Origin of the sequence: Peptoanaerobacter stomatis, assembly GCF_000238095.2 — a bacterium.
Classification (GTDB): domain Bacteria; phylum Bacillota; class Clostridia; order Peptostreptococcales; family Filifactoraceae; genus Peptoanaerobacter; species Peptoanaerobacter stomatis_A.
In genome coordinates, this window is the sequence record NZ_JH815225.1 from 1,442,275 (window position 1) to 1,465,059 (window position 22,785).

General features: G+C 29.7%; 22 protein-coding genes, 1 CRISPR repeat array and 1 other annotated feature. Of the genes, 5 read left to right on the plus strand and 17 right to left on the minus strand.

Annotated features, from left to right (window positions below; translation table 11 throughout):
* Positions 1-197 precede the first annotated feature (197 nt).
* From recA to HMPREF9630_RS06240, 14 genes are all read right to left on the minus strand, one after another.
* A complete protein-coding gene (recA, locus tag HMPREF9630_RS06175) occupies positions 198-1,313 on the minus strand; it encodes a recombinase RecA (RefSeq protein ID WP_009527654.1) in 1,116 nt (371 codons plus the stop codon).
* Between the two features lie 136 nt (positions 1,314-1,449).
* Entirely contained in the window at positions 1,450-1,971 is a 522-nt protein-coding gene (pgsA, locus tag HMPREF9630_RS06180) for a CDP-diacylglycerol--glycerol-3-phosphate 3-phosphatidyltransferase (RefSeq protein WP_009527655.1), read from the minus strand.
* A gap of 2 nt (positions 1,972-1,973) precedes the next feature.
* Complete coding sequence (gene rimO, locus HMPREF9630_RS06185; RefSeq protein ID WP_009527656.1) at positions 1,974-3,290, minus strand: 30S ribosomal protein S12 methylthiotransferase RimO; 1,317 nt, start codon at positions 3,288-3,290, stop codon at positions 1,974-1,976.
* A gap of 142 nt (positions 3,291-3,432) precedes the next feature.
* Positions 3,433-3,903: a tRNA (cytidine(34)-2'-O)-methyltransferase gene (locus tag HMPREF9630_RS06190; protein ID WP_009527657.1), complete on the minus strand. Its 471-nt coding sequence runs from the start codon at positions 3,901-3,903 to the stop codon at positions 3,433-3,435.
* Positions 3,904-4,216: 313 nt separating this feature from the next.
* Positions 4,217-4,585, minus strand: coding sequence for an EXLDI protein (locus HMPREF9630_RS06195; RefSeq protein ID WP_003042548.1), 369 nt, complete (start codon positions 4,583-4,585; stop codon positions 4,217-4,219).
* 25 nt (positions 4,586-4,610) lie between these two features.
* Entirely contained in the window at positions 4,611-5,438 is an 828-nt protein-coding gene (locus HMPREF9630_RS06200; RefSeq protein WP_242824684.1) for a Cof-type HAD-IIB family hydrolase, read from the minus strand.
* A gap of 267 nt (positions 5,439-5,705) precedes the next feature.
* Positions 5,706-6,482, minus strand: a complete 777-nt coding sequence (cobS, locus tag HMPREF9630_RS06205; protein WP_009527659.1) for an adenosylcobinamide-GDP ribazoletransferase — start codon at positions 6,480-6,482, stop codon at positions 5,706-5,708.
* A 15-nt stretch (positions 6,483-6,497) separates the two neighbouring features.
* Positions 6,498-7,076 (minus strand): histidine phosphatase family protein, encoded by a 579-nt coding sequence (locus HMPREF9630_RS06210; RefSeq protein ID WP_009527660.1) that lies wholly within the window; start codon positions 7,074-7,076, stop codon positions 6,498-6,500.
* A 304-nt stretch (positions 7,077-7,380) separates the two neighbouring features.
* Entirely contained in the window at positions 7,381-7,938 is a 558-nt protein-coding gene (locus HMPREF9630_RS06215; protein WP_009527661.1) for a bifunctional adenosylcobinamide kinase/adenosylcobinamide-phosphate guanylyltransferase, read from the minus strand.
* Between the two features lie 50 nt (positions 7,939-7,988).
* Positions 7,989-9,011: a phosphate acyltransferase PlsX gene (plsX, locus tag HMPREF9630_RS06220; RefSeq protein ID WP_009527662.1), complete on the minus strand. Its 1,023-nt coding sequence runs from the start codon at positions 9,009-9,011 to the stop codon at positions 7,989-7,991.
* A gap of 18 nt (positions 9,012-9,029) precedes the next feature.
* Entirely contained in the window at positions 9,030-9,386 is a 357-nt protein-coding gene (locus tag HMPREF9630_RS06225; protein WP_009527663.1) for an arsenate reductase family protein, read from the minus strand.
* A gap of 14 nt (positions 9,387-9,400) precedes the next feature.
* Positions 9,401-10,765 (minus strand): PFL family protein, encoded by a 1,365-nt coding sequence (locus HMPREF9630_RS06230; protein ID WP_009527664.1) that lies wholly within the window; start codon positions 10,763-10,765, stop codon positions 9,401-9,403.
* Positions 10,766-10,839: 74 nt separating this feature from the next.
* Complete coding sequence (locus HMPREF9630_RS06235) at positions 10,840-11,109, minus strand: ACT domain-containing protein (protein ID WP_009526186.1); 270 nt, start codon at positions 11,107-11,109, stop codon at positions 10,840-10,842.
* A gap of 29 nt (positions 11,110-11,138) precedes the next feature.
* On the minus strand, positions 11,139-11,741 hold the full coding sequence (locus HMPREF9630_RS06240) for a YczE/YyaS/YitT family protein (RefSeq protein ID WP_242824685.1): 603 nt from the start codon (positions 11,739-11,741) through the stop codon (positions 11,139-11,141).
* Between the two features lie 446 nt (positions 11,742-12,187).
* Positions 12,188-12,430, plus strand: a binding site (T-box leader).
* A 254-nt stretch (positions 12,431-12,684) separates the two neighbouring features.
* On the opposite strand from HMPREF9630_RS06240, the gene HMPREF9630_RS06245 reads away from it, so the two are divergent.
* The 5 genes from HMPREF9630_RS06245 to HMPREF9630_RS06265 all read left to right on the plus strand — a co-directional run bounded on the left by HMPREF9630_RS06245 (position 12,685) and on the right by HMPREF9630_RS06265 (position 16,643).
* The gene (locus HMPREF9630_RS06245) at positions 12,685-13,191 is read left to right on the plus strand and encodes a tryptophan transporter (protein ID WP_009527666.1); all 507 of its coding nucleotides are present in this window, start codon (positions 12,685-12,687) and stop codon (positions 13,189-13,191) included.
* 241 nt (positions 13,192-13,432) lie between these two features.
* Entirely contained in the window at positions 13,433-13,978 is a 546-nt protein-coding gene (locus HMPREF9630_RS06250; protein WP_009527667.1) for a hypothetical protein, read from the plus strand.
* A gap of 151 nt (positions 13,979-14,129) precedes the next feature.
* The gene (locus tag HMPREF9630_RS06255; protein WP_009527668.1) at positions 14,130-14,576 is read left to right on the plus strand and encodes a prepilin-type N-terminal cleavage/methylation domain-containing protein; all 447 of its coding nucleotides are present in this window, start codon (positions 14,130-14,132) and stop codon (positions 14,574-14,576) included.
* A 296-nt stretch (positions 14,577-14,872) separates the two neighbouring features.
* Positions 14,873-15,385 carry a ferritin gene (locus tag HMPREF9630_RS06260; RefSeq protein ID WP_009526181.1) on the plus strand — a complete coding sequence of 171 codons (513 nt, stop codon included), beginning with the start codon at positions 14,873-14,875 and terminating at the stop codon, positions 15,383-15,385.
* A 406-nt stretch (positions 15,386-15,791) separates the two neighbouring features.
* Positions 15,792-16,643 (plus strand): AraC family transcriptional regulator, encoded by an 852-nt coding sequence (locus HMPREF9630_RS06265; protein ID WP_009527669.1) that lies wholly within the window; start codon positions 15,792-15,794, stop codon positions 16,641-16,643.
* Between the two features lie 210 nt (positions 16,644-16,853).
* On the opposite strand, the gene glgA is transcribed toward HMPREF9630_RS06265, so the two are convergent.
* From glgA to HMPREF9630_RS06280, 3 genes are read right to left on the minus strand one after another with little or no spacing between them, the layout of a single operon-like run.
* Positions 16,854-18,263 (minus strand): glycogen synthase GlgA, encoded by a 1,410-nt coding sequence (gene glgA, locus HMPREF9630_RS06270; protein ID WP_009527670.1) that lies wholly within the window; start codon positions 18,261-18,263, stop codon positions 16,854-16,856.
* Between the two features lies 1 nt (position 18,264).
* Positions 18,265-19,386 (minus strand): glucose-1-phosphate adenylyltransferase subunit GlgD, encoded by a 1,122-nt coding sequence (glgD, locus tag HMPREF9630_RS06275; RefSeq protein ID WP_009527671.1) that lies wholly within the window; start codon positions 19,384-19,386, stop codon positions 18,265-18,267.
* The gene (locus tag HMPREF9630_RS06280) at positions 19,373-20,524 is read right to left on the minus strand and encodes a glucose-1-phosphate adenylyltransferase (protein WP_009527672.1); all 1,152 of its coding nucleotides are present in this window, start codon (positions 20,522-20,524) and stop codon (positions 19,373-19,375) included. Before HMPREF9630_RS06280 ends, glgD begins: the two co-directional genes overlap by 14 nt.
* A gap of 631 nt (positions 20,525-21,155) precedes the next feature.
* Positions 21,156-22,720: direct repeats of the CRISPR family, unit length 30 nt; unit sequence ACTATAAAATAACCATATTGGAATGTAAAT.
* Positions 22,721-22,785: the final 65 nt, after the last annotated feature.

Genomic DNA, 22,785 nt, shown 5'->3' on the forward strand with positions numbered 1-22,785 from the left:
AAAAAGTTTAAAAATATGTTTTAAATTTTCAAACTCATTTTGAACATTTTTACTTATTTATAATATCATATATTTTTTAAAATTCCCTTAAATTTATATTACATATTATATCAAATATTTTATATAATTCAAATTGATACATATAAAAAAACAAAAAAAACTTTAAGCCTATTTTTTTGACTTAAAGTTTTTTTGTTTTATTCTTCGTCTATTGCTTCTTCCTCAAGCTCTATATCCAATTCATCATTTTCTATATCTTTGCCTAATTTTTCTTCTTGTTTTAAATCAGGTAATACTTCAAATTCGTTTATTTTTTCTTTTAACTCTTCAAGCAAATCTATATCTTCTTCGAGTAATTTTTTTACATTTTCTCTTCCTTGTCCCAATTTTCTTTCTCCATAGCTGAACCATGCTCCTGCTTTTTTTACTATTTTGGTAGCTATTGCAATGTCAAGTATCTCACCTGCCTGTGATATTCCTTTGCCGTACATTATATCAAATTCACATAACTTAAAAGGAGGTGCAACTTTGTTTTTTGCCACTTTTACTTTTACTCTACTTCCTATAATTTCTTCGCCTTGTTTTACTGAACCTATTCTTCTTACGTCCAATCTTATAGATGAATAGAATTTGAGCGCTCTACCTCCTGTTGTAGTTTCATTAGGACCTCCAAATCCTACTGAATTTATATTTGCTCTAAGTTGATTTATAAATATTACTACCGTCTTTGATCTATTTATATGTCCTGCCAACTTTCTAAGCGCCTGAGACATAAGTCTTGCTTGAAGTCCTATGAAAGTGTCTCCCATATCTCCTTCTATTTCACTTTTAGGAACTAATGCAGCTACAGAGTCAACTACCACTATATCTACACCGCCGCTTCTAACAAGTACATCTGTTATTTCGAGTGCCTGTTCTCCGGTATCCGGTTGTGAAATAAGCAATGAATCTATATCAACGCCAAGTGCTTTTGCATATACAGGATCAAGTGCATGCTCAGCATCTATAAATGCCGCAGATCCTCCTACTTTTTGTGCCTCTGCCACACAATGAAGTGCCACCGTAGTTTTACCTGATGATTCAGGTCCGTATATTTCTATTATTCTTCCCTTTGGCAGCCCGCCTACGCCTATTGCTTTATCAAGACCTACCGAACCTGTGGATATAGTTTCCACATTCATCTTAGTATTTTCTCCAAGCAACATTATAGCACCTTTTCCAAAGTCTTTTTCTATTCTGGCAAGCACATCTTCAAGAGCTTTTTTCTTGTCAACCACTTCTTCTCTTTTTATCTGTTTCTTTTTATCAGCCATTATTCCTCCCGAATTTATTATAAAATTATATTATTTTTCAAAAACTTTGTATTCATATCAAAAATGATTATATCAAATTTCATATTTTTTATCAATTTAATTATAAAGCCATATAAACAACGAGTTTAAAAACTTATCAATATGTGAGCAAATGTCTGTTTATATATATATATTCTACTCCTGAGTAAAATGTGGCAACTACCGCTATAATCATAACATACATAGCAAACTGAATGTTGAGAAGTAACATAATTATGGCTATTATCTGTGTGACTGTTTTAATTTTTCCGCCTGAGGATGCAGCTATTACTTTGCCCGAAGACGCAGCTATTGCTCTTAATATACTTATTGCATACTCTCTTGATATTATGAGCACAGCCATCCATGCAGGCATTCTTGACGCTCCCACCAAGCATATCATAGCTGCCGCAACCAATATCTTATCGGCAAGGGGATCCATAAACTTTCCGAAATCTGTTACAAGATTATATTTTCTTGCCAAATAGCCGTCAAAAAAATCTGTTATTGATGCTATTACAAATATTATTGTAGATATTATCAAAGAACTGCCCAAATTTTTTATCTCTATATAAAACGATACTAAGAAAAATGGTACTAAAATCATTCTTAGAATTGTAAGTTTATTAGGGGTATTCAATACTACACCTCCTCAGCTTTTAAATCATATTCCAAGGTATCTGTTATCAGCACTTTTATAAAATCACCTTTTTTATGTTTTTTATCTGTAGTCACATATATTACAGTATCCACTTCAATAACGTCCATATATGAGCGTGCTACAACATAGTCTTCATACACCTCATCTATTATTGCTGTAAATATTTTACCTATATAAGATTCATTTAACCTGTTTGCTATTTCATATTGCACATTCATAATTCTGTCTTGTCTTTGTTTTTTCACATCTTCATCTATCTGCTCTTTCATTTTTCCGGCTTTTGTGCCTTCCTCTTGAGAATATGCAAATACTCCTAACTTGTTGAATTTTATATCTCTTATAAAATCTTCAAGCTCATCTATATCGTCTTCACTTTCGCTTGGAAAGCCTGTAATTAAAGTGGTTCTTATTATAGCATCTTCTATATTGTCTCTTATCAACTTTATTTTTGATATTATTTCGCTCTTGTCCGTACTTCTGTTCATAAGTTTTAAAATCCTGTCGTTTGCGTGTTGGATAGGTATGTCAAAATATGAACAGACTTTGTCATTATTTTTAACTTCTTGTACCAATTCTTCCGTTATATCTTCCGGATATGTGTATAAAAATCTTATCCATTTTATACCGTCTATTTCTGACAATTTTCTTAAAAGCTCAGGCAGTTTTTTCTCTTTATATATATCCAATCCGTATTTTGAAGTATCTTGTGCTATCAAAATTATCTCTTTTATTCCTTGACTTGCCAAATCTTGCACTTCCGTTATTATTTCTTCAATACCCCTGCTTTTATATCTTCCTCTGAGTCTCGGTATTATACAATAAGTACAGCTGTTGTCACAACCCTCCGCTATTTTTACATAAGCATAATAATTGTCTGTGAGTATCTTTTTCTTGGTGTGATCAAGTTTCCTGTCGGCATTTAATATAAGAGAGTTATCCTGTCCTATTTCCAAACCCTTTATCACGTTGTATATCGTATCATAAGATGTTGTACCTAAAAATGCGTCAACTTCGGGGATTTTTTCTTTCAACTCTTTATAATATCGTTGTGCAAGGCAACCTGTAACGATGAGATATTTTAGATTTTCCTGTTTATATCTTGCAATTTCAAATATCGTATCTATTGATTCTTCTTTGGCTGTTTCTATGAAACCGCAGGTATTTACTATAGCTATTGTAGCCTCGTTTATGTCCTCTGTCATTTCATATCCGTTTTTATTGAGAATGTAGACCATTTCCTCGGCATCCACCAAGTTTTTGGAACAGCCTAATGATTCTAAAATGAACTTTTCTTGCAATATTTTTCTCCTTACTGAAAAATAACTCGTGTGAGTTATATTTTTTTGTTTTACAAATTTTACTCAAATATTAAGTAAATACTTATAATTTATATTTTTATACGATTATATCATAATTTTAAAAATTTAAGTAAATTTTTTATCATAAAAACTCTTTGTAGTCTATCTGTCTTAATGCTTCAAATAAACCTATCGCTACAGAATTTGACAAATTGAGAGAGCGTACATGTTCGTTGAAAAGCATAGGTATCCTCACATTGTTTTGCTCATTTATGCTTCTTATTTTTTCCGGCAATCCTCTGCTCTCAGGCCCGAATATCAGATGGTCACCGTCTTTATATACTACATCACTGTGCTTATGTCTTGCTTTTGTAGTAAAAAAGTACATTTTCTCCTTGTCATATTTTTCATAATATTCTTCAAAACTGTCATAATATCTTATGTCAGCGTATTGTATATAGTCCATTCCTGAGCGTTTTATCATCTTTTCGCTCATAGAAAAGCCGAACGGTCTTATCATGTGCAAAACAGTATTTGTACAAACACAAGTTCTTATGATATTCCCCGTATTTGCAGGTATTTCCGGTTCAAATAACACTATGTTAAGTGACATGTATAGCTCCTTTTAATTATAAATTTCACCAAAGCATAAGTCATAGTAAAATTCTATAAAACTATCAAATAAAAAATAAAAATTTTAACTCAATTATTTTAGTCCGGTAAACTGGGATTTATATTTTACATACAAAATAGTATGAAAAACTATACGAATAAGTAGAATTAAAATTGCACCTACTACACATACAGCAATTACTTTTTGAAAATTTCTTTTTTATTGTTTAGTCATATAATTATACCATTTCATAAACGGATACCTCCAAAATTCCAAATTTACTTAATCTAATAAATAGGAAGTTCAAGATGTACTAAATATCCAGTACTTCTACTATTTCTCCATTTTTTTCTTTAAACATAATTTTTTTGACTACTTCTTCTCCTAAATATTTTGTAAACTTAGTCAATTCTGTTGATACTTCAAATACTATATTATGTTTTATATCACTTAATTCAAAACTCGAATCATATCTTGTTTTATCTGACCAATAGTTCCAATTTATATCTGTCCTTTCATAATAAACATAGTTTCCTTTTGGAGTTACAAATACTCTTTTATTTATTAACTTCTTTTCATCTTCTGATTTAAATATTTCAGAATACAGCTTCATCCCTTTAAATACTTTGTAATTGCTAATTTTATCATTTGAAATATTTAATTTAATTTCTTCATACTTCATAGAAAACCTCCACAAATTCTAATTTTTAAAGCTCTGCAAACTTCAATATAGCTTCACTCATACCCTCATTATCATTGCTTGATGTGATATATTGGGCTATTTTTTTCATATTTTCCGATGCGTTTCCCATAGCAACCGGAAACCCTGCCACTTTTAGCATAGATTCATCATTTTCTTCATCGCCTATACACATTATATTTTCTATCTCATAGTCGAATTTTTCCGCAAAAAACTTTACGCCTGCACCTTTTGATACACCTTTTGCTACTATTTCAATATTATTCCAGTATGATGATACAATATCTATATATTCGTCATATTTTTTCATCTCTTGCTTTACTTGTTTCAATTTTTCTACATTTTCTTCCAATACTACAACTTTGTATATATTCGATTTTCGTTCATTTACCAAGTTTAGAGACAAATATATATTTATTTTCTTTTCTTGTTTTATGGTTTTGTTCATCTCATAGTAATATTTTGCTGTATATTTAAGATCCTTTGCGCATATGGAATCCTTTGTATAATAATAAAAATAGCAACCCGACTCATCAGCGGTTTTCAATATTTTATGCACTATATCATCTTCCAACAGTTTTGAAAAATACACTTCTTCCGTTATAGGATCTTGCAAAAGTGCCCCATTACATAATATGAGAGGCTTTTTTATATTCATTGTTTTTACAGTTTCCAAAACCACAGGATAAATTCTGCCTGTAGCTATTGTAAAATCAATATTATTTTTTCTAAGTTCATTTACAGTTTCAATCGTTTTTTGTGATATTGTCTTGTCACTTCTAAGAAGTGTTCCATCCATATCGCTTATCACTATTTTTTTCTTTATTTCAAACATCCCCTTACCGTTTAAATACTGCAAATTTTGTACAAATTATTATAATCTTCAAATATTTTTCATTTACATTGTCTTAAACTGTACTTATACTAAAGCTTTAAATTAATAATGCTGAAATTGTTTTGCAAATAAAATCGCTAACAAATTTATGATATACTATCACCTAATTAAATAGGCTTTAATATGAATATATGCTTTATAGATATTGATTAAACACTACCTTAAGCAAAATATATTCAGCACTGTATTAAAAAATATCTACGTTTATTAAATAATATTGTAAACTACAAAAAAAACAAGCATGAATATATTTTCAGATATTTCGGCTATAAATCCCAATATATCGCCTGTTATACCACCTATTTTTTTATATATCATATGTTTTATTCCAAGCATTATCGAAAAAGATATGATAAAGCTTATAATAAAGGTAATCAGCACAAAGCTGAATCCATATCCTCTGATAAACAAAGACAATATTAAAACTATTATTATATCCAAGGTGACAGCCAGCCTTAAAGTGCCCCTTCCAATCTTGCCTACAAAAAAATTCCCCATGCCGTTTTTTTTCGGATAATTCCCGAAATAAGCATATATTATCTGCATAGTTCTTGAAAAAATAACAGAAAATATGGCAAAATTTAAAATAGCATATTGAATAAAAATATACACTATGCCTAATTTTAAAAGCACATTTACTATTATCCCCAAAACTCCGAAAGTTCCTATCCGAGAATCTTGCATAATTTCTAAAATCTTATCTTTTTCTCTGCCGGAAAACAGCCCGTCACAAGAATCAGCAAGACCGTCATAATGAAGTCCTCCTGTAAAAATTATACTGCTAAGCACATAAATTACAGACGAAAAAAATAGACTGTCTGCAAAATTATAGACCAAATTGGATATACTGCAATAAATGATACCCAAAATTAAAGCAACTATGGGAAAAAAAGCCATAATCTTAGAAAATTCTTTTTCGTCCTCAATGTTGCTTCGAATGGGTAATATTGTCAAAAAACTTATAGCGCCTTTTAATCTTTCCATAATGTTTTCTCTTTTTTATCTGTTTAAAAAATTTAATATAGTGTTGTTTGAATATTTTTGAAGTTTCGTTATACTGCAATTTCCTATCTGTATTTTCCAAGAAAAAGAATAGTCTCCGACCATCTCTTGAGATATAATCGCTCTTATAACACAAGAATGCGATACTATAGCTATAGAATCATTTGTATCTTTTGCAAGTATATCATTAAATGCCTGCGTAGCTCTCTTTCTTAGTTGTTCTCTGCTTTCTCCATTGGGAAATTCAAATTCACGCTTTTCACTGAGCATATCTCTTGCCAAAGAGGGAAAATTTTTTTCCACATCCGTAAACTTCATACCGTCTATATCTCCAAAATCCATCTCATGCAAATTTTCAACTTTTACCGGATTATCAAAAAAAGACTTGGCTGTAAGGTAGGCTCTTTTAAGAGGTGAGCAGTAACATTGCTGTATATCATACTCTTGCATCTTTTGTTTTAACTGTTTGAGTTGCTCGTAGCCTTGCTCGCTTAGCTCGCAATCAAGTATGCCGGAAAATCTCATCTCTTTATTCATAACCGTTTCAGCGTGTCTTATAAGATATATTTCTTTCATATTTCAGCCCTTTCAAAAAAAAATTCAATTTTTCGAATTGTTTAAAATAATACCAAAACCTATTTAAAGCACTAATTTTATATAAGTGCTATGATATTATACTTTTATATTTTTACAATATATTGATACTGATATTGTTTTGATTAACGGATATATTTATATACTTTATTTATTTTAAATACACTTAATTTTAGTTAGCCAACAAATTCTTAAAAATAAAATATCCATTATTTTATTAACTTTTAGTATGAGTATATTGTGCATTATTAAATATACGCATAATTCTATTAGGTTTTAATATAAGTTATTTTATTTTCATACAAGTACCTGATACTACAAAATACACTTCATCAGATATTTGAGTAAATATCTGATTGATTTCTCCGTGTAATTGTACAAATCGCCTTGTGTATCTGTTTGCAGGTATTACACAAAGCCCAATTTCGTTAGTTATTATAACGAATTTGCATTTTGAATTTTTCATAGAATTCAGTATTTTTTGCACATAGTTTTTTACATCTGTGCAAAATTTTTCAAATATATCATTATCGCAAGTTTCAAAATCTATTTTGCTATGATACATAAGATTATTAATCATATTTGTAACACAGTCAAGCAAAGCTGTATCATAATTGTCAAATTGACTTATTATCAAATTGTCTATGCCTGCAAAATTTTCAAATGTAAGCCAATCATTGCCTCTGCTTGCTATGTGCTTTTGTACTTTCAAATTCATATCGTCATCTGTTATTTCAGCAGTTGCTATATATGCTCTTTTTTTACCCATATCATAGGCTAAACTTTGTGCAAAATTTGACTTACCGCTTGAAATTCCACCAAGTACGGTTATAATTCTTGACATATAGCCCTCATTTAACAATATAATATTTTAAAATAAATCTATGCACTAATTTATTCTTCCGTTTTGTCTTCGTTTTTAGCTTTATTTTCTGCAGCGAATTGTTTTATTGACTTTACCAAGTCGGCATCATAGATTTTTTTTGCCTGTTTTATTGCATTTTTAAAAGCTTTTTCATTTGATGAGCCATGTGCTTTTATAACTGTTCCGTTTGTTCCAAGCAGTATAGCTCCTCCATATTCTTCATAGTCAAGTGATTTTTTCATATTTTTCAGAGATGATTTTACGAGTAAAGCACCTATTTTTGATTTCAGAGATGACATAAAGCTGTTTTTTATGAGCTTCATCATATGAATGACAAGACCTTCTGAAAGTTTTAACACTATATTTCCTGTAAAACCGTCACAAACAAGTACATCTGCCTCTGTACTCGGTATATCTCTTGCCTCAACATTTCCTATAAAATTTATAAATTTGTTGTCTTTCAGCATCTGATATGAGTCTATATATGTTTGTGAACCCTTTTTTTCTTCAGTTCCTATGTTTATTAAACCAACTTTAGGATTTTCTAAATTCAGTACAGCTTTTGCATATGCGTATCCCATAAATGCAAATTGATTTATATGTTCCGGTTTGCATTGCGCATTTGCTCCTACGTCAAGCAAAACAGTGGCACCATTTGTTTTTGGGTAAACAGTTGTAAGTGCAGGACGTTGTATTCCCTCTATTCTTCCTGTGATGAGCATACCGCTTGTAAGTAATGCACCTGTACTGCCTGATGATACCAACGCATCCGCCTTACCTTCAACAAGCATATTACAGCCAAGCACCATAGGTGAATTCTTTTTCTTTTTTATAGAGATTACAGGTTTGTCATCATTAGTTATATTTTCGCTACAATGCACCACTGAAACTTTTGTTTTGTCATATGTCTTTGTTTTTAAAAAGTCGTTTATTACATTTTCATCTCCAAGCAGCACTACATCAACGCCAAGCTCTTTTATAGACTCCAATGCTCCGTTAATTTGAGCTTGCGGAGCAAAATCTCCTCCCATAGTATCTATGGCTATTCTCATATTCTATCCATCCTTGTATTATAATTTCAATTTATCAGCCCAAAGCTCCTGCTTAAATCCCGTAAGAACAAAATCATCTCCAACTAAAAGCGGTCTTTTTACAAGCATACCATCTGTTGCCAATATTTCCAATTTTTCATCATCACTCATAGTTTTCAGCTTATCTTTCAGGCCTAACTCTCTGTATTTCATACCGCTTGTATTGAACAATTTTTTTATATCCAAATTTCCGATTTTTATAAATTTTTCTAAATCTTCTTTTGTAGGATTGTCTGTAACTATGTTTCTATCTATATATTTTATTTTATTATCATCTAAAAATTTTTTTACTTTTTGACAAGTTGTGCATTTCGGATATTGTATAAATAATAGCATGTTTTTTCTCCTGTTTAATTCTTAAAGCTGTGAACAGGCGCAGGCATAAATCCTGCACGATTTATTAATCTTTCACTTGATGTTTTACCTATATCTATTATAGGTGCATAGCCTAATAAATCTCCAAATTCTACCGTCTCCCCTACATGTTTACCATATACCGGCACCAATCTTGTGGCTGTAGTCTTTCCGTTTATAACTCCTATTGCACATTCATCAGCCATTATAGCCGATATTGTACTTGCAGGAGTATCTCCGTCTATAGCTATCATATCAAGCCCTACAGAGCATACTGATGTCATAGCTTCCAATTTATCAAACGACATACTTCCATTTGCAACCGCATTAATCATACCCTCATCTTCACTTACAGGTATAAATGCACCGCTCAATCCTCCTACGTTTGATGATGCCATTATGCCACCTTTTTTAACCGAATCGTTTAAAAGTGCAAGTGCAAATGTCGTTCCGTGTCCACCTGCCTCATCTATTCCTATCTCTTCCAATATCCTTGCCACACTGTCGCCAATGTCCGCAGTAGGTGCAAGCGATAAATCTACGCTTGAAAAAGGATAACCTAAGTTTTCGGCAACTTCTCTTCCTATAAGCTCGCCCATTCTCGTCATCTTAAATGAAGTCTTTTTAATTTCTTCGCATACTGCTTGTATACTCTTGCCTTTTATTTTTTCCAATGCCGATTTTACTACACCAGGTCCGCTTATACCTACATTTATTACAGTATCTCCCATGCTTATACCATGAAAAGCACCTGCCATAAAAGGATTGTCATCAACCGAATTTGCAAAGACAACAAGTTTTGCACAGCCGATACTTCCTTTATCCTTAGTCTTAAGTGAAAGGTCTTTTATAACTTCTCCCAAAATTTTTATAGCATCCATATTTATGCCTGCTTTTGTGCTGGCTACATTTACACTCGAACATACTATATCAGTTGATGAAAGAGCATTCGGTATTGATTTTATAAGTATTTCGTCAGCTCTTGTCATACCTTTTTGCACAAGAGCCGAAAAACCTCCAACAAAATTTACACCTACATTTTTTGCAGCTTTATCAAGTGTAACTGCAAAATCTGTATAATCGGTATCTCTTGTAGCGCCTGCTATTATAGATATTGGAGTAACTGATATTCTTTTATTTATTATAGGTACACGATATTTTTTCCCTATTTTTTCTGACTCTTCCACCAATTTTTCCGCTTTAAATGATATTTTATCATAGATTTTCTGTCTTGCTTTTTTTGAGTCCTCATCTATGCAATCAAGTAGTGATATACCCATCGTAACAGTTCTTATATCAAGCTTCTCATCACTGAGCATATTTATGGTTTCCAATATATTATCTCTATTTAAAAACTGCATATTAAATTCCTTTCTACAAAAACACTTATAGCTGTATCAACGATTCTCTTAAATAATATGAATATTTGAAAAAATTATATAGTATGCATTGCGTTAAACAGATTTTCGTGTTGAATTATTATCTTTTGACCGATTTCTTTACCTATTTCATCAAACTCACTGCATAACTTTTCAAAGTTTTCTCCTATATTGGTAATATCTATAAGCATTATCATCGTAAAATAATCTCCAACTACACTTTGATTTATATCTAATATGTTAAGATTATGCTCCAATAATTTTCCTGATACTTTATGAATTATACCTACCATATCTTTACCTACAACAGTTACTACCGCGTTCATAAAATTCTCCTTTCAACTAATAAAAAAAACTACCATCTATCTTTTATAATATGTTTCTCGCATATTTTGCCAAAAAAATGTACAACAACACCTGTAAAAAAACTTAGTATAACAGTATTTATACCTATTACAGAGCCTAAGGCAAAGCCTCCTGCAAGCATTAGTAAATCTTGAAAAACTCTTACTTGGTGAAAACTGAATTTTTCATTGAAATGTTTTATTATTGACATATTCATAAGTTCATATGGTGCTATCCCCAAATTTGCTTTAATATATAAGGCTACACCTATTGAAAATATAAAAAATGCACTCAAAGACCAAATAAATTTAACATAAATAGATAATTGCAGAGGAAAAAATTGCAAATATAAAAAATCCAAAAAATCTATTACATAACCTATCATACTCATATTTATCAGAGTTCCTATGCCAATCATCTTAATACATGGTCTGCACATCAAAACAGATAGCGCAAACAAGATTGTATTGCATATCAAAAGTGTATTTCCGTATGAAGCTTTAAATATATCGCTCAAAGCTATAACCATAGTTCCATAAGAATCCACTCCCCAGTTTACAAATTTAAAAACAGATATGCCATAGCCTATTAGCAAGCAACCTGTAATTAACATAATAAACCTTAAATAAAAAAACTTTATCTTAAAAATCTGCATAAATTCCTCAAATTTTATAAATCGTTAAAAATAAACTTTAATTTTTCAAAATTTGCCATAAAATCGTGTATTTACATAGAATAAATTACTTATATTCATAATTTTTCAAACTCTACAAACTTCAGTACAAAAAAATTAATATTATCTTTTTTATAAAAATATAATACTTCATAAAATTTTTTAAATTCATATTATTGTACCACATCATAGATTTATAATAAACACCAAATTCTTCAAATCGATATAAATTATAGATAAAATGAAGGATAAATAGCTCTATAATATTATCTAAATTAAACACAGATATTTTTTTAAATAGACTTTATATGAAAAAAATATCATAAAATATATTTTTATTTTCTAAAAATATACTTGACTTTTTTTATTTAATAATTTATCATATTATAAAATCATTGATTGAGAGTAGTAGTTTATATGATTTCTTTACAGAGAGCCCTACTTGGTGTGAACGGGTAAGAATAATTTAGATGAATGGACTCATAAGATGCTGAGGCGAATAAAAGTAGCTTTAGACGTATACTCACGTTACAGAGTAAGGATATCGGTTTTTGAACCTGTATCTGATTGAGATGGGATTTTTTATTATCCTAAGGAAGATGGTACCGTGATTAACACTCGCTCTTTCACATATGTGGAGTAGCGAGTTTTTTTATTCCGTAAATATCTCAATCACATTAAATATTTGTTATATATCTCAATTCCGGATAGGGATTTATAACAAGGTGTAATTAAAAGATATTTTATGCTGAACACTAACTAAAACTGTATTATAATTATATATCTAAAAAACCATATTTTTTTAAATTGGCAAATATATAAAAATTAGAGATTTTATATTTTGTAATGGTGTTTCGTATCATAAGTTAAAGGAGAATAAAAAATGAAGATTAAAAATTATATAATAACTGCATTGATGTTGGCTATGGGATTTATATTTCACGCAACTATTCCGGGGATAGCCGGTATGAAATTTGATTTACTGCTTATATTTATGATAATGGCAATTATCCTAAATCCTGATATACAAAACGTGATAGTTTCAGGTTTGGGAGGCGGAATAATAACTGCTCTTACTACTACATTTCCAGGTGGTCAAATACCTAATTTTATAGACAAAATTATAACTGCATTGTTTGTATATGCACTTATAGAAATTATGAAGAATTTCAAAAATGATACGATAAAATCAACTATATTAGTAGGTTTAGGTACATTTGTAAGCGGAAGCGTATTTTTGAGTACAGCATATTTTTTGGTAGGTTTGCCTGCCGGCTTTTCCTTATTGATGATAAGCGTGGTTATACCTACTTGTATAGCCAACATATTTATGGGACTGTTTGTATATAAGGCTATAACTATTGCAACTAAGAGAGCAATAAGTCATTAAAATTTATTTAACACGCTTATTTTTATCAAAGAGTTTTTTCATTATTTAATTGATTTTAAGTATAGATATTAATACAATACTAAATCACACTAAAATTCAATATTATGATAGAAAAATAGCCTAAGTAATTTTAAACTGTTTATGGACTTTTGAATTAATAAAATATCTATTATTCTATTGAATATTAATATTACACCTATCCGAAGATGGTAGGTGTTTTTTGTAATTGATGAGGAATATTATGAGAAAAGCTACGGTACTTATAAATGTTATAATCATTATGGTCATGCTCAATATACTCGTACTTAGCGTGTTTATAATGAATAAAAACGTGGTACATTCAAGATATATGGCTATAACTGACAAGGCAAATGATATATATTCAAATTCCAAGGAACAGATAATCGATTTTTTGATATACGATATATTTAAAGAAGCCTTATATGATTTGAAAAAACATTATGATAAAGGAAATACCGAGCAAATTGGAGATAATCTCTCTACATTTACCGGCATAGAAATCAGAAATTTAAGTCGTGATATAGATTACGAATTAAAAAACGAATTACAAGGTTTGACGACAAGCAAAATAGAATTAAACAACAATATAATAGAGTTTATATTATCATATAAAAAAGAAGATAATACAGAAATCTATTACAACTATGTACTTAAACTTCCTGATTTTTCAAAAGAAGAAGATGTTGAAAAGCTAAAATCAGGACAAATTGATGCCATATATAACGAATATAAGCAAAGCATTATAGACAAAAAAATAAGCAATTAAATTACAATATTTTATACTTATTTTAAAACGCACTTTTTATGTTTTATTGTTGCAACGCTATTAATACTAACTTTTAAAAAGCGACATATAATATAAAATAATGCGATAAATAGTCATATAAAAATATATTTATTACTATATCAGGTGAAATATGAAAAATAAAGGCTTTACACTCTTTGAAATCATCATATCTTTGACGCTTCTGCTCATAGTTTCCGGTTTTTTCGTGTACGGAAATGTATTTATCAAAAGTCAGCAAGAGCAACAACTGCATAAGCTTGTGAGTGATATAAGATATATAAAACAACTCAGCCTGCAAAAAGGAAATAGCAGTAATAAAATTTTTATACAGATAAATAAAGAAGACAATTCTTATACTATAAACGTAGATAAAGACAAAAAAACTGTGAAGTTTTCAGATAAAATTAAAATAGAAACATTTCCGACCAATGAAGGAAAAATTATTTTCGAAGGAGCTGAAAGCGATAAAGGTATAACCATAGATTTGTCAAGTAGCACGAATACAGGCAAAAAATATTACAAACTGACAGTTGCCGCTATAAGCGGAAGAGTAAAATTGACAGAAGAAAACAAATAGATATAGATACTTTTTCTTATAAACTCATTTGCCATTTTTAACATAAACATGTATAATTAAACTGTAATTTATTTATGAATACTATTATCCGATTAAACAATGAACAGTTATATACAAATAGACACTTTATATAAAAAACTATTTAAGATGATACAAATATTTCTAAGTTATACTATCTTAATTATAATATTTTTTATTATCTTATTTAATTATCAGATAATATTAATCTTGTATATAATCGCATTTTTTAAGCGTATATCTGTATTCAACAATACAAAAAACAGGAGGAGTATATTATGATTTCAAAAAAAGTTGTAGATATGATTAACGAGCAAATAAACAAAGAGTTTGAGTCTGCCTATATATATCAAGCTATGGAGATGTATATCGGCAATGAGTACAACTTCGCAGGTATAGAAAATTTTTTCCATATACAAGTGCAAGAAGAAACAGCTCATGCTTATCTTATGATAGATTATCTTCACAGGCTCGGTGAAAAAGTAAATTTAAAAGAAATACCAAAACCTAAGGCAGATTTTAAATCAATACTTGAAGTTTTTGAAACAGCGTTGGCACATGAGAGAAAAGTAACTAACTGGATAAACGAGATAATGTCTGTTGCAAGTGATGAAAAAGACTTTGCAAGCCAAGCATTCCTAAGATTTTTTGTAAATGAGCAGGTTGAGGAAGAAGAAACTTTTGTAAAACATATAGACACATTGAAATTTATAAACTCCGATCCTCATGCAACTATGCTTTTTGACCAACAATTAGCTACAAGAGTATTTGTAGCACCTGTTATAAATTAATACTAAAACCTATTAAACACTAAAATATAAAAAATATATTCGAATGTGCTTGGTTAAGGGAACTTGCTAACATTGAAGTAACCATAATCAAGTACATTCATTATTATATGACTGTTTATTAAGCCAATAAAAATATTATATCTTATTTTTTTCTTTTGTGTATTTACTTTATAGAGGTTCAGTATTAAATAAAATTATGGACAACTTATATGATCATATAGCATTAATATAAATAGTTAATTAGAAAAATTAATTATTATGTTTTTCAATTATTCTATAAGATTTTAAGTATAAACATAAAAAACATCAATATAAACAAAAGGATAAAATCCTATAAAAGCTGTATGCAAAATATAGGGTACAACCTTCTCTTTTTTTGTATAATAATGACAATAGGAGGAGAAATATGGACACCATACATCTGTTTAATGACACCGTAGACTATATAGAAAGCACATTGAACGGCGAAATTGACGACAAAAAAATATCTGCTTTATCAGGCTATTCGTATTCTATGTTTGCAAGGATATTTTCTATGCTTACAGGTTATACGCTAAGTGAGTATATCCGGTACAGAAAATTGACAAAATCTGCTGTGAAGCTTAGAGATACATCAGATAAAATCATAGATATAGCTCTTGAATACGGATACGAATCATCAGATTCTTTCACATTCGCATTCAAAAAATTTCACGGCTACACACCAAGCGATGTGAGATGCGGTAAGCCTTTTAAAATTTTTTCTCCTATAAGATTGTCGTTAACAATAAAAGGAGGAGAAAGTATGAAAACAAGAATTGAAAGAAAAGAAGGCTTTAAAGTAGCAGGAGTTTCAAAATCGGCAAGCAAATCTACCATGTTTAATGAAATATGGGAAGACTTGTTCAAAAAGGCAGATATAAATACTTTAATATCACTCGGAAACGGAATGTGCTACGGTGCTTGCTATGAGCACGAAAGTTTTAACATGGATATAAATTTCAAGTATATGGCAGGATTTGACGTAAACGATACAGAAAAAGCAAAGTCTTTGGGATTGGAAATTTTAGATGTTCCTCCTGCAGAATATGCAATAGTATCTATGAAAGGTAAAATGCCTGAAATTATTCATGACGCTTGGAAATATATACTTCAAGATTTTTTTCCTATGCAAGGCTATCGCCATGCGGGTACACCGGATTTTGAAGTATATCCTAAGGAAAATATGGGTAGCAAAAATTATGAAATGGAATTGTGGGTACCTATAGAAAAAATATAAATTTATAAATAAATAACAAATCAGCTTATCACTGATTGCTCTATATATTTGAAAATTACAAGTATTCGAGCAATCGGCAATAAGCTGATTTTAATTTTATACTAAAAATCAATATAACTATTGAAAAATAGTATTTATAAATTGAATAAAATATCAATAATTCCGTTAAATATTAATATTAAACAAATTTTATCAACATTTTAATAGCTATTATAAAATAGACTCATACATTTGTATATATTGTTTGCTTGATGATGTCCAGCTGAAATCTTCCGCCATAGCATGTTCTATCAATTTGTTGAAGGCATCTTTATTATCATAATACAAGCCCACAGCTTTTTGTAGAGTAAAAAGCATATCATGTGCATTATACGTGCTGAATGTAAACCCTGTTCCTTCTCCTGTAAATTGGTTGTAAGGTCTTACACTGTCATTAAGTCCGCCCGTTTCTCTAACTAATGGCAATGAACCGTAACGCATAGCTATCATCTGTGATAAACCGCAAGGTTCAAATTGAGAAGGCATAAGATATATATCACTTGCCGCGTATATTTTGGATGCAAAAGAATCATCATATTTTATTATAGCTCTCATCTTGTCATGATGAGAATATTCGTGTGCTCTAAAATTATCTTCATACATAGCAGAGCCTGTACCGAGTATTATTAATTGTAAATCCATTTGCAATATTTCATCAAGCACGTTATTGATAAGATCAAGACCTTTTTGGTCTGTAAGTCTTGATACCATACCGACTATTGGAATATTGTTGTTTTGTGGAAGTTGCATTTCTTTTTGGAATGCTATTTTATTGTTGTATTTTCCTGAAACATTTTTTGCATTATAATCAAATGACAGATATTTATCTTTCATAGGATTATATGTTTCGTAATCTATACCGTTTAATATTCCTTGCATTTTCCATTCATATTGTCTTATAAGTCCGTCCAAGCCTTCACCATAATATTCATTTTTAATTTCTTCCAAATATGTCGGACTTACTGTTGTAACTTTGTCAGCAAACACTATTCCTGCTTTTAAATAGTTGGCATTTCCGTAAAATGCCATTTTATCTTCTGAGGCATAATATGGCGGTAAGCCAAGCATATCAAACACCATACTGAATTGGAATATCCCTTGAAATCTTAAATTGTGTATAGTAAATACTGATTTAAGAGGCATTTGGTATTCTCTAAGCAGAGGAGCCGTCATAGCTGTTTGCCAATCATGAGCATGTAAAATATCATAATGTCTGAAATGTCTTGCTATTGTTTCAATTATTGCTTTTGAGAAAAACGTAAATCTTTCACCATCATCAAAATGTCCATAAGCTGTATCTCTTCCAAAATATTGCTCATTATCTATAAAATAATAATCTATATCACCCAATCTTTTTCTCAGAAGTCCAACGTATTGATGTCTATAACCGAGAGATATATAAAATTCGTCCACTACTTCCAAGTCCGGATGTTCTTGCCTTATTTTTTTATATAAAGGAATTATTACGGAGCATTCCACACCTTCTCTAACAAGAGATTTAGGCAATGAATATATAACATCGCCAAGACCGCCCACTTTCATAAATGGATAGCATTCAGATGCACAAAAAAGCACTTTCATCTTAGATTATCTCTCCTTTTTTTACAATTATCGGCATATTGAAATCGCCTATTAATTTTTTACCATTTGTGATTGTTGTATTTTTATCACTTATTACATTGTTTATATAGGTATCTTCTTGTATTGTGCAATTTTGCATAATTATACTGTTTTCTACAATAGCTCCTTTTGCCACTTTTACCTTTCTGAATATTATAGAATTTTTAACAGTTCCGTCTATTATACAACCTGATGCTATTATGCTGTTTTCTACTTTTGACTCCTCTGAAAAATAAGTCGGTGCTTCATCTTTTATTTTTGTATATATTGAACCGTTTGGGCTTTTAAATATTTCATTAGATATGTCTTCGTTTAAAATATCTGCATTAAACTCTCTATAACTTCTGATGTCTCTTACACACTTCAAATAACCGTTAAATTTATAAAGATTTGTATCATCTTGCAAAATATGTTTGTTTATAGCATCTATCAGATACATATGTTCACCTGTTTCAATGCTCTCATAAATCATGTCTATGAAATAATCTTTTTTCATCAAAAATGTATCCATAGATATATTTTGCTCTTTTTTGGAGCACATATTTTTTCCGATACTGCTTATTTTTAAGTTGTTTATGCTATAAACATAGTTATCATAAAAACTCACATGTGCGTTATTCACATCTTTATATAAAGATGTTATGTCCGCTCCTGAATTCAAATGAGATTCAAATACATCATTAAAGTCGATTGTATATATCATAAAAGGATTTGTTATCAATATATACTCTTGTCTTGAACGTTTAAAAAAATCTATATTATCATATATGCTGTGTATATTTCCGGCAACTTGCTTTTCATTAAGCTCATATTGATTTGAGAAAATATATAGCCCATCTTGTATTCTGTCCAAATCCCAAGGAGAACCGTCCCCCAAATGGTCATTTAAGGATCTTGTTTTTCTTTGTGCGAATATTCCGACATTGAATATATGTGAATTGGTTATATTTGACAATATGAAGTCTATCATTCTGTATCTTCCTGCTATTGGAAGAGATGCGATAGGTCTATTTTTTGTGAGTTCTCTCATTCTTATATGGTCTTCATTCAGGTCTATTATTGCCATTACATTATTTTTTAGCATTATTCTCACCTCTTACTTCTATATTGTTTCCTAAAGAATATAATTCACCATTTTCATTCAAAGCCTTCGCATTTTCGTGTATAATAACATTTTCTCCTATTATCGCTTTTTTTACAACAGCACCTTTTTTTATAACTGTAGAACTCATTATAACACTGTCCTCCACAACAGCTCCCTCTTCAACTTCAACTTCAGAAAATATTATGGAGTTTTTAACTGTTCCTTTTATCTTTGCTCCGTCAGCTATCATAGAATTTTTTACTATGGCATCTTTTGCTATAAACATCGGAGGTAATGAATGGTTGTGAGAGCGTATTTGCCAGTCGCTGTCAAACAATTTCAATTCATTATCCTTATCCAATAAGTCCATATTTGATTCCCAATATGATGATAATGTTCCTACATCTTTCCAGTATCCTTTAAATTTATAGGAAAACAATTTCTTTCCCTCTGCTAACAGGGATGGGATGATGTCTTGTCCGAAATCGGTTTTATTTCTGTTTTCAATAGATGCTTTTTCAAACTCTTCTTTTAAAAGCTTCCAATTAAATATATAAATTCCCATTGATGCCAAATTGCTCTTAGGGTTTTCCGGTTTTTCTTCAAACTCATAGATACTTCCATCAGGATTTGTATTCATTATACCGAATCGAGGTGCTTCTTCCCAAGGCACTTCTATTACTGCAATAGTAACATCCGCATCATGTTCTTTGTGGAAGTTGAGCATTTTTTGATAATTCATCTTATATATATGGTCTCCTGATAAAACAAGAAGATACTCAGGATTAAAAGAATTTATAAATTCAATATTCTGCTCAATTGCATGAGCAGTACCTTTATAAAAGTTCTGTTCCTTTTCACTCATATAAGGAGGTAATATATATGCACCACCGTCACGTCTGTTAAGTCCCCAAGATGTACCTATCCCTATATGATTATGTAACTCAAAAGGCTTGTATTGTGTAAGTATGCCGACAGCATCAATGTTTGAATTAGCACAGTTGGATATTACAAAATCTATCACCCTATATTTTCCACCGAAGGGAACGGCCGGTTTTGCAAGATTTTCAGTAAACATTTTCAGCCTACTGCCTTGACCGCCTGCCAAAATCATTGCTATAATTTCTTTTTTATTCATAAGAACCTCCCTAAAAAATTTTATAATGTCTTTTAAATTTACCTTTTATTCTTTTGATTTAATGGTGAAATAATAATTGTGACGTAATAAAAAGGCTGGGAACATAGTTGTTTTTCAGTATAAAAATACAAATAATCAAGAAATTGAAAAATAAAATTATTTTATTTTTATATTATGTATAATTGTACCAAAAAAAACATTTTTATTAAAGTATTATTTTAATAAAAAATTATTATAACCTATGATATCTTGCATAAATTCTATAATTTCAGCCTAACAATATAATTTACAAAACTTAGATAAAAAAATAATTAGTTTATTTTTTAATTCCTCATTCACCATAAGTTTCCTAAATCTCATTTCAAATGAGATTTTAATTTCTTTTTCAATTAGAAATTTTATAAGTTTGCTACTAATGTCCCAATAAATTCATGTTTATATAATAATCAATTATCTTTGTCGATGTGTAATAAATAAAAATAAATAAGAGATAGACAGAATAAAATAATATTGATATAATAACACATATAAAATTTAAATCTTATAATTTTATAAAAATAAACATTGTATAATCTATGTCGACAAATTGCGATATTATACTTTACTTTTTGCAGTGTATAAAATAACACCTACTATAAAATAACCATATTGGAATGTAAATTATCGGCAAAAACCGGGTTTCGCAAGACTTCGTTAGTTACTATAAAATAACCATATTGGAATGTAAATTCCCATACATCCTGTATTTTAAGTGAACATAATCACACTATAAAATAACCATATTGGAATGTAAATGAGCATTGCCTCTTGGATATGATGCTAAATACGTAAACTATAAAATAACCATATTGGAATGTAAATTAGACATACCAAGGATGAATTTGGCGAAAGTGAAATCAACTATAAAATAACCATATTGGAATGTAAATTTTTGTGCTTTAAAAAGTTCTCTTCTTCTCATTTGATACTATAAAATAACCATATTGAAATGTAAATGAGTAGCTCTGCCGCCTTTAATCTCTCTTTTTCATCACTATAAAATAACCATATTGGAATGTAAATGATGATGTAGATGAGGAGTGATAGAAAATGCTAACTCCACTATAAAATAACCATATTGGAATGTAAATTTGTACACCTCTTATAATATATCTTTAATATCATTCCAAACTATAAAATAACCATATTGGAATGTAAATACTGTAAACTCAACAGATTTGCCAATTGCAGATGCACTATAAAATAACCATATTGGAATGTAAATTTCTGTAATCTAGCACTTAGAGTTTCTATTGGTTCAAACTATAAAATAACCATATTGGAATGTAAATATAACATCTTATCAATCCCCCTTATTTTATTATAATATACTATAAAATAACCATATTGGAATGTAAATGAGTTTATAGACAGCAGTATAACACCTAAATTTGTGACTATAAAATAACCATATTGGAATGTAAATGTATATCTAATTTTGGACTTTGCTCCATTTTAAGAAACTATAAAATAACCATATTGGAATGTAAATAGTGATTTGAATTTATCTAAATTAACCACAGCTACATACTATAAAATAACCATATTGGAATGTAAATTTTTGTATTTACTATCTCTTTTATAGCTCTATTATCAACTATAAAATAACCATATTGGAATGTAAATTAACAATCTTTTTAACTGTGTTAATGGATATATAGACTATAAAATAACCATATTGGAATGTAAATCAATAAAACCAATACCAACAGGAAATATAACGCTTGCAACTATAAAATAACCATATTGGAATGTAAATTCTGCAAAGGCATTAAGTGCAAGAGTACCAACAATCACTATAAAATAACCATATTGGAATGTAAATGCATAATTGCGTCTAAACACTCTAATATCTTCAAGAGACTATAAAATAACCATATTGGAATGTAAATACAGAACCACAAACAGGCGAAAATCTATTTTCTAAATACTATAAAATAACCATATTGGAATGTAAATGTCTTATGAAGGTCCAGCTGTGGGACAAGAAACAAAAACTATAAAATAACCATATTGGAATGTAAATCTTTTCACAAATTTTCAAGAGTAGCAGTTGAAAAACTATAAAATAACCATATTGGAATGTAAATTGATTGCCTTAGTTAATGTACATAAGACGCTATATTGACTATAAAATAACCATATTGGAATGTAAATGATGTTGATAGCGGAGAAATTGCTGCTGTTATTGTTGACTATAAAATAACCATATTGGAATGTAA

What these genes read in the sequence shown, in the direction of transcription:
- recA (WP_009527654.1), bottom strand. Translation starts at nt 1,313, where the DNA reads ATGGCTGATAAAAAGAAACAGATAAAAAGAGAAGAAGTGGTTGACAAG.
- HMPREF9630_RS06190 (WP_009527657.1), bottom strand. Translation starts at nt 3,903, where the DNA reads ATGTCACTTAACATAGTGTTATTTGAACCGGAAATACCTGCAAATACG.
- HMPREF9630_RS06195 (WP_003042548.1), bottom strand. Translation starts at nt 4,585, where the DNA reads ATGAAGTATGAAGAAATTAAATTAAATATTTCAAATGATAAAATTAGC.
- HMPREF9630_RS06200 (WP_242824684.1), bottom strand. Translation starts at nt 5,438, where the DNA reads ATGTTTGAAATAAAGAAAAAAATAGTGATAAGCGATATGGATGGAACA.
- cobS (WP_009527659.1), bottom strand. Translation starts at nt 6,482, where the DNA reads ATGGAAAGATTAAAAGGCGCTATAAGTTTTTTGACAATATTACCCATT.
- HMPREF9630_RS06210 (WP_009527660.1), bottom strand. Translation starts at nt 7,076, where the DNA reads ATGAAAGAAATATATCTTATAAGACACGCTGAAACGGTTATGAATAAA.
- HMPREF9630_RS06215 (WP_009527661.1), bottom strand. Translation starts at nt 7,938, where the DNA reads ATGTCAAGAATTATAACCGTACTTGGTGGAATTTCAAGCGGTAAGTCA.
- plsX (WP_009527662.1), bottom strand. Translation starts at nt 9,011, where the DNA reads ATGAGAATAGCCATAGATACTATGGGAGGAGATTTTGCTCCGCAAGCT.
- HMPREF9630_RS06225 (WP_009527663.1), bottom strand. Translation starts at nt 9,386, where the DNA reads ATGCTATTATTTATACAATATCCGAAATGCACAACTTGTCAAAAAGTA.
- HMPREF9630_RS06230 (WP_009527664.1), bottom strand. Translation starts at nt 10,765, where the DNA reads ATGCAGTTTTTAAATAGAGATAATATATTGGAAACCATAAATATGCTC.
- HMPREF9630_RS06235 (WP_009526186.1), bottom strand. Translation starts at nt 11,109, where the DNA reads ATGAACGCGGTAGTAACTGTTGTAGGTAAAGATATGGTAGGTATAATT.
- HMPREF9630_RS06240 (WP_242824685.1), bottom strand. Translation starts at nt 11,741, where the DNA reads ATGTTAATTACAGGTTGCTTGCTAATAGGCTATGGCATATCTGTTTTT.
- HMPREF9630_RS06245 (WP_009527666.1), top strand. Translation starts at nt 12,685, where the DNA reads ATGAAGATTAAAAATTATATAATAACTGCATTGATGTTGGCTATGGGA.
- HMPREF9630_RS06250 (WP_009527667.1), top strand. Translation starts at nt 13,433, where the DNA reads ATGAGAAAAGCTACGGTACTTATAAATGTTATAATCATTATGGTCATG.
- HMPREF9630_RS06255 (WP_009527668.1), top strand. Translation starts at nt 14,130, where the DNA reads ATGAAAAATAAAGGCTTTACACTCTTTGAAATCATCATATCTTTGACG.
- HMPREF9630_RS06260 (WP_009526181.1), top strand. Translation starts at nt 14,873, where the DNA reads ATGATTTCAAAAAAAGTTGTAGATATGATTAACGAGCAAATAAACAAA.
- HMPREF9630_RS06265 (WP_009527669.1), top strand. Translation starts at nt 15,792, where the DNA reads ATGGACACCATACATCTGTTTAATGACACCGTAGACTATATAGAAAGC.
- glgA (WP_009527670.1), bottom strand. Translation starts at nt 18,263, where the DNA reads ATGAAAGTGCTTTTTTGTGCATCTGAATGCTATCCATTTATGAAAGTG.
- glgD (WP_009527671.1), bottom strand. Translation starts at nt 19,386, where the DNA reads ATGCTAAAAAATAATGTAATGGCAATAATAGACCTGAATGAAGACCAT.
- HMPREF9630_RS06280 (WP_009527672.1), bottom strand. Translation starts at nt 20,524, where the DNA reads ATGAATAAAAAAGAAATTATAGCAATGATTTTGGCAGGCGGTCAAGGC.